This window comes from Lacinutrix sp., from assembly GCF_037625555.1.
Lineage (GTDB): Bacteria > Bacteroidota > Bacteroidia > Flavobacteriales > Flavobacteriaceae > Lacinutrix.
Genome location: NZ_JASJHV010000044.1, coordinates 123,647 through 135,945, shown reverse-complemented (window position 1 = coordinate 135,945; position 12,299 = coordinate 123,647). Strand labels below are relative to the sequence as shown.

General features: G+C 30.7%; 11 protein-coding genes and 1 tRNA gene. 6 read left to right on the top strand and 6 right to left on the bottom strand.

Features of this window, described 5'->3' with window-relative positions:
- The first annotated feature begins 447 nt into the window (after positions 1 to 447).
- Positions 448 to 642: a heavy metal-binding domain-containing protein gene (locus tag QNK89_RS03180; protein WP_340169518.1), complete on the top strand. Its 195-nt coding sequence runs from the start codon at positions 448 to 450 to the stop codon at positions 640 to 642.
- 287 nt (positions 643 to 929) lie between these two features.
- On the top strand, positions 930 to 1,619 hold the full coding sequence (locus tag QNK89_RS03175) for a LysE family transporter (RefSeq protein WP_340169517.1): 690 nt from the start codon (positions 930 to 932) through the stop codon (positions 1,617 to 1,619).
- 120 nt (positions 1,620 to 1,739) lie between these two features.
- Here QNK89_RS03175 and QNK89_RS03170 read toward each other — a convergent pair.
- The 3 genes from QNK89_RS03170 to QNK89_RS03160 form a co-directional block, all read right to left on the bottom strand.
- A tRNA-Cys gene (locus QNK89_RS03170) sits at positions 1,740 to 1,810 on the bottom strand.
- A gap of 83 nt (positions 1,811 to 1,893) precedes the next feature.
- On the bottom strand, positions 1,894 to 2,256 hold the full coding sequence (folB, locus tag QNK89_RS03165; protein ID WP_340169516.1) for a dihydroneopterin aldolase: 363 nt from the start codon (positions 2,254 to 2,256) through the stop codon (positions 1,894 to 1,896).
- Positions 2,257 to 2,265: 9 nt separating this feature from the next.
- Entirely contained in the window at positions 2,266 to 2,466 is a 201-nt protein-coding gene (locus QNK89_RS03160; protein ID WP_340169515.1) for a zinc ribbon domain-containing protein, read from the bottom strand.
- Between the two features lie 139 nt (positions 2,467 to 2,605).
- Between QNK89_RS03160 and QNK89_RS03155 the strand changes: the two genes are divergently transcribed.
- From QNK89_RS03155 to QNK89_RS03145, 3 genes are all read left to right on the top strand, one after another.
- Complete coding sequence (locus QNK89_RS03155; RefSeq protein WP_340169514.1) at positions 2,606 to 4,612, top strand: glutamine--tRNA ligase/YqeY domain fusion protein; 2,007 nt, start codon at positions 2,606 to 2,608, stop codon at positions 4,610 to 4,612.
- Between the two features lie 77 nt (positions 4,613 to 4,689).
- Positions 4,690 to 5,169 carry a DUF1761 domain-containing protein gene (locus QNK89_RS03150; protein ID WP_340169513.1) on the top strand — a complete coding sequence of 160 codons (480 nt, stop codon included), beginning with the start codon at positions 4,690 to 4,692 and terminating at the stop codon, positions 5,167 to 5,169.
- A 67-nt stretch (positions 5,170 to 5,236) separates the two neighbouring features.
- Positions 5,237 to 6,394, top strand: coding sequence for a GNAT family N-acetyltransferase (locus tag QNK89_RS03145; RefSeq protein ID WP_340169512.1), 1,158 nt, complete (start codon positions 5,237 to 5,239; stop codon positions 6,392 to 6,394).
- A 73-nt stretch (positions 6,395 to 6,467) separates the two neighbouring features.
- On the opposite strand, the gene QNK89_RS03140 is transcribed toward QNK89_RS03145, so the two are convergent.
- Both QNK89_RS03140 and QNK89_RS03135 read right to left on the bottom strand, forming a co-directional pair.
- A complete protein-coding gene (locus tag QNK89_RS03140) occupies positions 6,468 to 6,662 on the bottom strand; it encodes a hypothetical protein (RefSeq protein WP_340169511.1) in 195 nt (64 codons plus the stop codon).
- Between the two features lie 362 nt (positions 6,663 to 7,024).
- Positions 7,025 to 7,957 carry an SPFH domain-containing protein gene (locus tag QNK89_RS03135; protein WP_340169510.1) on the bottom strand — a complete coding sequence of 311 codons (933 nt, stop codon included), beginning with the start codon at positions 7,955 to 7,957 and terminating at the stop codon, positions 7,025 to 7,027.
- An 851-nt stretch (positions 7,958 to 8,808) separates the two neighbouring features.
- On the opposite strand from QNK89_RS03135, the gene QNK89_RS03130 reads away from it, so the two are divergent.
- Positions 8,809 to 10,641 (top strand): T9SS type A sorting domain-containing protein, encoded by a 1,833-nt coding sequence (locus tag QNK89_RS03130; RefSeq protein ID WP_340169509.1) that lies wholly within the window; start codon positions 8,809 to 8,811, stop codon positions 10,639 to 10,641.
- A 76-nt stretch (positions 10,642 to 10,717) separates the two neighbouring features.
- Here QNK89_RS03130 and gltX read toward each other — a convergent pair whose 3' ends face one another.
- A complete protein-coding gene (gene gltX, locus QNK89_RS03125) occupies positions 10,718 to 12,241 on the bottom strand; it encodes a glutamate--tRNA ligase (RefSeq protein WP_340169508.1) in 1,524 nt (507 codons plus the stop codon).
- Between the last annotated feature and the right edge of the window lie 58 nt (positions 12,242 to 12,299).

Genomic DNA, 12,299 nt, shown 5'->3' with positions numbered 1-12,299 from the left:
AATTCTAATACTTTTTATACTAATAAAAAAAACAACTATCCATGATTTTAACAACAACAAACTCTGTAGAAGGCTTTAGAAGAATAGATTATAAAGGTATTGTAACAGGAGTAAGTGCATAGCAACAAAAAGTTATATTTTCTTTTAGTACAAGTAAGTATTTAGATTCTTTAAATAAGAGTGTAAACGATGTAAAAGAGGAAGTTTTTTCTAAATTAAAAGAAAAAGCTCAAGCTTTAAATGCAAACACTGTGGTTGGTATTAAAATAGATTTTAAAGTTTTAGCGACAACTGGTGTTAATATAATATCTTTAACTAGTAGTGTAGTAAATGTTGTTTCAGAAAAATAATAAAATAATAAACTTAAGCTTCAGTTTTACTGAGGCTTTTTTTATTTTTAACATGAAATAAAAATATTTTTTCAACTACTTAAAAACAAAAAAAAGTATGATACTTACAACAATAAATTCAATTGAAGGTTTTAAAATAATAGAATACAAAGGTATAGTTTCAGGAATATCTAATAATTCAAGTCATTTTTATAAAGGTAAAAAAATGTTTTTTATAGACATGTTTAGTATGAAAAAACATCAAGAAGCTTATGAGGAGGGCCTTCAAAATATTAAAGAAGAAGCTTTTTAAAAATTACAAAACAAAACACAAGCTTTAAATGTTAATTCAGTAGTTGGAATTAAAGTTGATATTAAACCATTATCAGCAACATCTATTTTAATAATCTCTATAACAGGAACAGTAGTAACTGTCGTAGAAGATAAATAAATTTTTATTTTTACATATTAAACTGTAATACTTTATAATCTTTTATTTTAATCCTATAAATTTCTTTACTTTGTAATATCAATTAAATTTTAAAATGATTGATTATATATTAAATTAGTTTATTTGATATAAACAACACTTTCCTTTTTATGATTGAAGACATTCAGGCAGCAATACCATTAGGCTTTTTCTTAGCCTTCATGATTGGACCAGTGTTTTTTGTACTTCTAGAAACAAGTGTTATTAAAGGTTTTAGAGCTGCATTAGCATTAGATTTAGGTGTTATTTTAGCAGATATAATATTTATAGCAATCGCTTATTTTTCAAGCTTTCAATTATTAGAAAATTTAAGCAATCAACCAGGCCTTTATGTCTTTGGGGGCACTATTTTAGCAGCTTATGGTTTTATTATTTACTTTAAAAAACAAAATAAAGAAGCTGTAGAAGCTGTAGATACTGTAGAATTAGCAAAGCCAAAAACCAATTACCTTTCACTGTTTATTAAAGGTTTCTTTCTAAACTTTATTAATATTGGAGTTTTAGTTTTTTGGTTAGGAATTATTATTGTTGTTGGTCCGAGTTTAGAAAACGATACCAATAGATTTATTATCTTTTTTGGAACTATGATTTCAGCTTACTTTGTAACAGATCTTTTTAAAATTTTACTAGCAAAACAATTAAAAAACAAACTCACGGCTAAAGCTATTATTAAGGTTAAACGTCTTCTAGGACTAATTTTAGTAATTTGTGGAACAGTGCTTATTGTTAAAGGTTTTCTTCCAAAAGATAAATTAAATCCTCAAGAAATCTTCGAGAAAATAGAAGAGAATACACATTAATTATAATATCAACTTACGCGGAATATTTTTTTAGTAGTTTTAAACAGATTCAACATTATTATAGTTTCCAAAAAATTTAATCATAAAAAAAAGAGCTACTTTAAAAAGTAACTCTTTTTGAGGTGTCGAGCGGATTCGAACCGCTGTAGATGGTGTTGCAGACCACTGCCTAGCCACTCGGCCACGACACCCTATTTTCTATTTTTAATAGAAAACTCTTTATTATTAATGAGATGGTAAATATAAAAATAATTCCCTTTTAACGCTATATACTTTAGCTTTTTCTTTTTTCAGTTAATTCTATAGTAACCATCTCAACATCACCACTTATTGGAGGATTTATTTTACTAACTGCAATTGTTGCAGTAGTAACTAACTTATCTTCTGCAAATATGCGCTTTAAAATACGCTTTGCAACATGCTCTAAAAGCGCACTTGGAATAGCCATTTCTTCAGCAACAACTTTATTTAAAAAAACATAATCTACAGTATCACTAAGTGCATCAGAATTAGCACTTTTTTCTAAATCTGCTTTTACTTTTAAATCTACGCGGTAATCACTTCCAATAGCTGTTTCTTCTTTCAAGCAACCATGATTGGCAAAAATGCGGATATTTTCAACTTTAATTATTCCCATTACTATATTTTAGTTTGTAAAAAAATCAAAGATATTACTAATTACACTGGTTTTGGTTTTAAAAAACACGGTATATGTACATTTTTTACAAGTAACTGTAGATAATTTTTTATTTTGTACATCAAAAATTTTTGAAAACGTTCCACCTGTAGCTCGCATTTTATCAATTTCACAAGTTGTCTTGTGGCATTTTGGACATTCGTAATTCATAGTTTTTAGTTTTATAGATTAACAATTCAAAGTATAAGTCCTATAAACCTATAATTTGTTACGTATTTTCATTAATTTTACAACGTTTTTTTAATATTGATTTAGAGTAAATAATCAATAAAAAATATTCAATAACAATATGTCTACAGAAACCAAATCGCTCAACTTTTTAGAGCACATTATAGAAGAGGGTTTAGCTAACGGTTTATCGAAAAATAAACTACGTTTTCGTTTTCCACCAGAACCTAATGGATATTTACATATTGGCCACACAAAAGCTATAAGTATTAGTTTTGGGTTAGGCGAAAGATATAACGCTCCTGTAAACCTTCGTTTCGACGATACTAATCCTGCTAAAGAAGAGCAAGAATATGTAGATGCTATTAAAAAAGATGTGTCTTGGTTAGGTTATAAATGGGCAGAAGAGCGTTACTCATCAGACTATTTTCAAGAACTTTACGACTGGGCAATATTATTAATAAAAGATGGTAAAGCTTATATAGATTCTCAACCTAGTGTAGCTATGGCAGAGCAAAAAGGCACACCTACTCAACCAGGAATAGATGGACCTTACAGAAACAGAACAATAGAGGAGAACCTTGCGCTTTTTGCAAAAATGAAAGCAGGAGAATGTAATGAAGGTGAGCATATTTTACGCGCAAAAATAGACATGCAACACCCTAACATGTTAATGCGTGATCCTATTATGTATCGCGTATTAAAAAAACACCACCATCGTACTGCTAACGATTGGTGTATTTATCCAATGTACGATTGGACTCATGGAGAAAGCGATTATATAGAACAAATCTCTCACTCACTTTGTTCGCTTGAGTTTAAGCCTCATAGAGAGCTTTACGACTGGTTTAAGGAGCAAGTTTACACCTTTGCAAAGAACAAGTATCCTATGCAACCAAAACAGCGTGAGTTTGCACGTTTAAACCTAAGTTATACAATTATGAGCAAACGTAAGCTGCTTAAGTTAGTAGAAGATGGTGTGGTTTCTGGATGGAACGATCCAAGAATGCCTACTATTTCAGGATTAAGACGTCGTGGTTATACACCACAATCTATAAGAAAGTTTGTAGAAACCGTAGGTGTTGCTAAACGCGAAAATATAATTGATGTATCGCTTTTAGAGTTCTGTATTCGAGAAGATTTAAACAAGAAAGCCGATAGGGTTATGGCTGTTTTAGCCCCAATAAAACTAATAATTACCAATTATCTTGAAGATAAAGTAGAATGGCTTGATGCTGAAAATAATCCAGAAGATGAAAGTGCCGGTTCTAGAAAAGTACCGTTTTCAAGAGAACTATATATAGAAAAGGAAGATTTTAAAGAACAAGCCGGAAGTAAATTTTTCCGTTTAAGGCTTGGTGGAGAAGTACGTTTAAAAAACGCTTATATTATAAAAGCAGAGAGTGTTGTTAAAGACGAAAAAAGTAATATTATCGAAATTCATTGTACATATTCACAAGACACAGAAAAAAAAGTAAAAGGGACTTTACACTGGGTTTCTATAAAGCACGCAATAAAAGCAGAGGTTCGCGAATATGATAGATTATTTACAAACGAAGCTCCAGATAGTCACGCAGACAAAGATTTTATGCACTTTATTAACCCAAACTCATTAAAAATTATAGAAGCATTTGTAGAGCCAAGTCTTGCAGAAGCAAAAATAGGCGAGCAGTTTCAGTTTCAACGCTTAGGTTATTTTAATGTTGATTTAGACTCAAGTTTAGATAAATTAGTATTCAATAAAACGGTTGGGCTTAGAGATTCTTGGGTAAAAGTAAAGCCAAAAGAAAATAATAATAATCAGCAAAAGCAACCACAACAAAATAATCGTTCTGCAATAGAGCAAATAAAGTCTTACGGTAAAAAGTACGATAGAATGCAAGATGCACAGCGCGAAAAAGCAAAAACAGAGATTATTGAATTAGCTAAAAATGTAACTTATCAAGACTTAGAACCGCTTTTTGGAACTGCAGTAAAAAAAGCAGGAACACGAATTATTACTATGATAAGTTTAGGTGTTTTATTAGAAAACGGACACGAAAGAAATGAAGACATAAATAATTTTATAGCAAAAGCATTAGAGGATAAAAACGAATTGTTAGTTACTGAGGCTACTTCAATTAAATAAATATAAAATACTTGTAGAAATAGTGAGCAATTACTTTTTTGTACATTTAACTAACTAACACTAAAACATTTACAACGATGGAATTTAATTATTTAGCAATATTAGTAGCTGCAATTGCACCTATCGTCATAGGGTTTTTGTGGTACAATCCAGTATTTTTTGGAAACGCATGGATGCAAGAAGCAGAAATGACTTTAGAAAAAATGAAAAGCGGTAACATGGCTCTTATTTTTAGCCTTACATTATTATTATCATTCGTTCTAGTCTTTTTTTTACAAAACTTAACCACTCATCAAATGCGAGTTTTTGCTTTAGCTCAAGGAGAATTAGGTGAAACAGAAACACACCTTGCTTTTGTGCAAGAATATGGAAACGAATTTAGAAGCTTTAAACATGGTGCTTTACACGGTGTATTAGCAGGTGTTTTCTTATTCTTTCCTGTTATTGCAATTAACGGAATGTTTGAACGTAAGAGCTGGAAATACATTTTCATTAATTCTGGCTATTGGATAATTTCTTTAGCAATTATGGGAGCTATTATCTGCGGTTGGAGATAATGAGTATAAATACTAACTTTACAAAGACTGAAATTTTCTGTTTTAGTCTTTTTTCTTTTCTATAATTTTGATTGACTATAAAATTCATTCTAATGTAAGCGATCTTCCTAAGTCTTGGGACACCCTACCAAATAACGATTTGTTTTTAAAAACACCTTTTTTAAAAGCTTTGGAGCTTTCTAGCCCTAAAAATATTACACCTAATTATATCGCGGTTTTTAACAACAAAGAGCTTGTTGGAATAGCAATAATACAACGTGTAGAAATGTATCTAGAAGATGTTTTTAGAAACACTAACGATAAGTATTTAATTAAAAAATCGAAGCAGCTCATTTCAAAAATTGTAACTGGAAATATATTAATTATTGGAAACTTAATGCACACAGGACAACATGGATTATATTTTAATAGCCAAAGTATTAGTTATAAGGAATACCTTAATCAAGTCTCTTCAGCTATTTCAGCTATAACAGATAAGCTTAAGAAAAACTTAAATAAGAAAGTAAGGTTAATAGCTTTTAAAGATTATTTTGAAGAAGATAAAATACATGATAATCAAGATTTTTTTAAAACAAAGAGCCTTTATAAAGTACAAGTACAAACAAATATGGTTTTTACAATACCAGAGACTTGGAGAGTATTAGAAGATTACACATCAGCTTTCACAAAAAAATACAGAGATCGTTTTAAATCTGCAAGAAAGAAGGGAAAACAACTTATTAAGCGAGAATTATCTTTAAAAGATTTAGAAGATTTAGAATTAGAAATCTATCAACTTTATAAAAACGTATCAGATAATGCTCGCGTAAATTCTTTTATTTTAAACGAAACGCATTTTATAACCTTAAAAAAAGAACTTAACGAAAATTTTAAAATTTTCGGTTATTTTATAAATCAAGAACTTGTTGGTTTTTACACTTTAATAGTAAACAATAAAACGCTAGAAACTTATTTTTTGGGTTATAACCAAGATTATCAATATAAACATCAAACGTACTTAAACATGCTTTTTGATATGGCACAATATGGTATAGAAAATAATTTTAAAAATATTGTTTATGCTAGAACAGCAATGGAGATTAAGAGTTCTGTAGGTGCAAAGCCAAGAACAATGCATATTTATATGAAACACACTAATTTTATTGCAAATTCTATACTAAAATTAATTGTTAAGTTTCTTAATCCTGTTACAAAATGGGTAGAAAGACATCCTTTTAAATCATAATATTTAAACAAAAAAGCGCACTATTTTAGTACACATTTTTTATTTTTAAACCTCATAAATAATTTATTAATAATTACGAGAGTTCTTCAACATTCATAGTGTTTTCAGGAATAACTAAAGATGTTTTAAAGTTTGGAAAGTATTCAATAATAGTTCCTGTATCAGCTTTCATTTCTTTTGCTTCAACAAACGTCCGTTTTTTAGTTGTTTCATTATAAAAACCTATCATATAACTAGTAGCTGTTATGCGTTTGTTTTTCATCTTCATTTGGTTGTAATTTTCTACAAAACAACGGTATTCACCTTGTTCTTTTACAACATCTGAAACAGATTTTTTCTACTTTTTTATTTAAAAAACCATTTGCTTTCATTTCTGTAAATGTGGTTTTTAAATACTCTTCCATTACATATACTCCACCAACAGCTTCCAAAAGATTTGGATGCGGATAGGTTAATAATGTTTTAAAACCTTTTCTAACGGTTGCATCAGAGGCTGCTTGAGCATCTCGTAACGCAAAAGCTTTTAGTGTTTCTGTATTTTAAGCAAATGCTTGTGTAGCAAAACAGATAAAGAAAATAAAAACAGTTTTTTTAAACATAAATAATTGTTTAGGTGTTAATGGTAAAACCTTATTTACCTGCTTTTTTATTAAGTTTAGCTTCTTTCATAGCTTCACCAATTTCGTTACTAGCTGCAAAACTAGCAACCATATCATTAAGCATATTACTTCCAGCTTGAGGCGAATTTGGCAATAAAATTAAATTACTATTCGTTTCGCTACCAATAGCCTGTAAAGTATCGTAATGTTGGGTTACAACTATTAACGCAGAAGCTTCTTGAGAGTTAATACCAACCTTATTTAAAACCTCTACACTTTCTTCAAGACCACGTGCAATCTCACGACGTTGGTCTGCAATACCTTGTCCTTGTAAGCGCTTGCTTTCAGCTTCAGCTTTTGCTTTTTCAACAATTAAAATACGTTGTGCATCTCCTTCATATTGAGCAGCAGTTTTTTCTCTATCTGCAGCATTAATACGGTTCATAGCTTCTTTAACTTGAGCATCTGGATCGATATCTGTTACTAATGTTTTAATAATATCAAAACCATAGTCAGACATAGCATCGTTAAGTTCAGATTTTACTGCTATTGCAACATCGTCTTTACGTAAAAACACGTCATCTAATATCATTTTTGGTACTTCGGCACGTACAACATCAAAAACATAACTCGTAATTTGATCATGCGGATAATCTAGCTTGTAAAAAGCATCGTAAACTTTTTGGCTAATAACACGGTATTGTACAGATACTTTTAAGCGCACAAAAACATCATCTTTAGTTTTGGTTTCTACAATAACATCTAATTGTTGAATTTTTAAACTTAAGCGCCCTGCAATTTTATCTATTAAAGGAATCTTTAGGTGTAAACCAGATGGTCTAATACTATGAAATTTACCAAAGCGTTCAATAATAGCAGATGTTTGTTGTTTTACGACGAAGAAAGCAGAGATTAAAATGATAAGACCGAAAAATAAAATCGGAATAAGAATAATTTTTCCCATAACAGTTTTTTTAAATGATTAGAAAAAAGCTTAAAAAACAGCTTTTAATGTTAATAAAATTTGAAATACTAAAATAAGTTATATTTGCTCATTAATACTGATATTAACAATAAAAAACACACAACTTACCTTATTAGTAGCAATCATGTTATGGTTTGTTACAAAAAGGTTTTGCTCAACGTAAAATCACGAAATTAAAAAAGGCTTTAGCCTCTTTGGTGGTGTTACATAATTTGATATTATTACAGATAATTTTGAAACCACAAAAGGTAATGTATGGGTAGGAGGCATGAGTGCTACTGTAGATTTCCAAATAAATGGTATAATGCTAGTTATGGTATGCAATTATCTGAAAACACAATAGGGATTTTAGGTCTTACTAGTAATAGAGACCTGTCTGCTAGATAATTTGAATATAAACTTTTAGCCGTCAAGTTAGGCTTTTTATAGCATGCTAAATTAACAGGTAGTTATTTAACATTAGATTTTGGACCAATGCTACAATAAAATAGTAACTTAGAACTAAAAGACGATGAACAAGAGCTTTTTTTGATTAATAATTACAATAATTTAACCGCAAACTATATTACAGAAATTTCTAATTTTAATGTAAATGTCGCTATTGGGTTAACAGCTGGATTTAGTATCATTAAGTTTAGAGCGTAATACATTTACGGTTTCACAAATAAATTAAACGCTAATAATAGTATCGATTTAACTGGTAATGATAATAAGTTTAAAGGTAACCAGTCCTTATTAACTTTTTCAGCAATGATTACGTTTTAAAAAAAGCAACTATCTTACAAACAATTAATTATAATAAACACATTTAACCTCAAAAAATTATAAATATGAAACAAAAACTACTTTTTACGTTTTGCGCAGTATTTAGCTGTGTTGCTCTTTTTGCTCAAGTAGAAAAGATAACAGTAGCTACAAACTGGCTAGAAGACAATAAACACGAGTTAAACATACAAGTGAATCATACGTTTGATATGTTGTTTAGCAGAGAAGGATTAACAGGAGAAACGTTTCGATTTTACCAAATAGCAAATGGAGTACAGGTATTTGATGCTGAGGTAACAGTTCATGTTTCTAATAGAAATGCTGTTTCTTATTTTGCAAGTACTTACGATGCTACTATTCAAAACATTAACACGACACCAAGTGTTACTGAGGCTGAGGCCTTTACTAATGCATTATTAAATTTAAATGTTGAACCATCAAGTATAACTCAGCAAGAGAATAAACTTTTACTTAAAAAAAACAATAACGAAACCGTTTTAGCTTATAGAGTTTTTGTTCATGCTTATACAAAACCTGGTGGATGGGAAGTTATGGTAGATGCACAAACTGGAGTTGTTATTAGCGCTAATGATATTGCAATCTATTATCATGGCGACAAAGATAAAGACAAGAAAAAGAAAGCAAGCAAGCAAAATAGATCTTCATCTTTTATAGCAACAGGTACAGCCATGATTTTTGATACAGATCCATTAACCGCTACAACGAGTCCTTATGGAGGACAATATATAGACGGAAACGACGCTACTAATGCTGCACTAGATGCTGCACGAACAGCTGTTACATTATTAGATATTGAATTAGCAGGTGGACAATATAGGTTAAGAGGTCCATATACTGAAATAGCAGAGCTAACATCTCCTAATAAAGGCTTATTTATCCAGAGTAATAACAATTTTGAGTTTAATAGACAAGAAGATGGTTTTGAGGCAGCCAATGTGTATTACCATACAGATAAGACAATGCGATACATAAATAACGATTTAGGAATTGCTTTAGCTCCACCACAAAATGGTGGTGTTATACGTTTCGATCCACATGGAGTTAGTGGTGGAGATAACTCTTATTATACAGCTGGAACATTAAATTTTGGAGAAGGTTGTGTTGATGATGCAGAAGACGCAGATGTTGTATTGCATGAATTAGGACACGGTTTACACGATTGGATTACCAATGGGGGTTTATCTCAAGTAAATGGTTTAAGTGAAGGAAGTGGAGATTATTGGGCAAATTCTTATAAAAGAAGCTTAGGTTTATGGTCTACAAGTGATGCAGCTAGAAACTGGGTTTTTGGTTGGGATGGACACAATGCTTGTTGGAACGGAAGAACAACTGTTTATGGTGCACAGTATCCAGCAGGATTAGTTGGACAAATACATACAGATGGACAAATGTGGGCAACAACGTTAATGGAAATTTGGGAAGACATAGGTCGTGAAAAGACAGATAAAGCCTTTTTAGAAGGCCTTGGTATGACTAATAGCGGAACTAACCAAGAAAATGCAGCAATTGCGGTAAGACAAGCTGCAATAGATATGGGAACAGCTCATGGTTACACCTGTGCAGATATTCAATCTATGACAGATAGGTTTGCGGCTCAAGGTTATAACATGCCTCCATACACTTGTAATTTATTAAGTGTAGATGAGTTTGCAGCTAATTCTATTTCTATATTCCCAAATCCAACAAACGGAATTATTAGTTTAAAGAATATTAAGCAAGAATATAATGTTGCTATTTACAATATGCTAGGTCAAAAAGTAAAAGAGCAAATGGTTAACGTAAGCTCTAATACTATGGATGTTTCTAATTTTGCAACAGGAACTTACTTTATTAAATTTAATGGAGTAGATACTGTTCTAAAGTTTATAAAAGAGTAAAACACAAATATCACCATAAAAAAAGCGAACTCTATTTAAAATAGAGCACGCTTTTTTTATTTAAATTTTTTAGGTTTTATAATATAGAAATCAGTTTTTCAATACGTTTCACGCTTTCATTTTTACCAATCATATACATAATATCAAAAACATCAGGACCTTGTAAATTACCTACTAGAGCTAAACGTAGTGGCATCATTACTTTTCCAAAACCTATTTCATTACTAGTTATCCATCCTTTTATTTCTTTTTGAAGTGTTTCTACTTCAAAATTATTTATGTTACTAACAATAGAAACTAATTGCGTCATTAACGCTTTAGTTTCCTCTTTAAAAGCTTTTTTTGATGCCTTTTCATCATAACTATCTGGTGCAACAAAAAAGAAGCTACTTAAGTTCCAAAAGTCGTTTACAAATGTTGCGCGCTCTTTTACTAAGCCAATAACCATTGCAATATAATTTGAATCTACATCTGTTAATTCTGAATGTTTACTTTTAAAAGCTTCAGCTAATTCATCATTATTTTGATCTTGCATGTAATGGTGATTAAACCACCTTGTTTTATCTGGATCAAAACGTGCTCCTGCTTTATTAACTCTATTTAAATCGAAAGATTCTACCAACTCGTCTAAGTTAAATAACTCTTGTTCTGTACCTGGATTCCACCCTAAAAAGGCTAAGAAATTAATGACCGCTTCAGGAAAATAGCCTTCTTCTTTATAGCCTTTAGAAACTCCTTCTTGAGGAGATGTATACTCTAAAGGAAAGACAGGGAAGCCTAACTTGTCACCATCACGCTTACTTAGTTTTCCTTTTCCTGTTGGCTTTAATATTAGAGGTAAGTGTGCAAATTCTGGAGCTTTCCAGCCTAAAGATTGGTATAATGAAATATGAAGAGGAACAGAAGGTAACCATTCTTCACCACGAATTACATGAGAAATTTCCATTAAATGGTCGTCTACAATATTCGCTAAATGGTAGGTTGGCATCCCGTCGCTTTTAAACAAGACTTTATCATCTAATACTTCTTTTTTAAATGAAACATGACCACGAATAAAATCTTGAGTAGAAATAGTACCATGAGAACCTTTACTTGTATCAAGCATCTTAAAACGAATAACATAATCGTCTCCATTATCTAATTTTGCTCGCGTTTCTTCTTTAGAAAGCGATAAAGAGTTACTTAGTTCTAAACGGTTATGCCAATTGTAAATAAAAGTTTGCTTGTTTGCTTCGTATTCTTTTCTTTTGGCATCTAATGTTTCACTAGTATCAAAAGCGTAATATGCATTATCACTTGCAATTAATTGCTCTGCATATTGTTTATATAAATGTTTGCGTTCACTTTGTCTATAAGGTCCAAATTTTTCATTTTTACCTGGTCCTTCATCAAAAGGAATATTACACCAGTTTAAAGAATCTACTATGTATTTCTCTGCACCATCAACATAACGGTTTTGGTCTGTATCTTCAATACGCAACACAAAAGTACCATTGTGTTTTTTTGCAAATAAATAGTTAAAAAGAGCAGTTCTTACTCCTCCAATATGTAAAGGTCCTGTAGGACTTGGTGCAAAACGCACACGAACATTTTTAGACATTGTATAATTTTTAATTGCGTAAAGATATATTGATATAGCTATAGTACAAAGAAAAGAA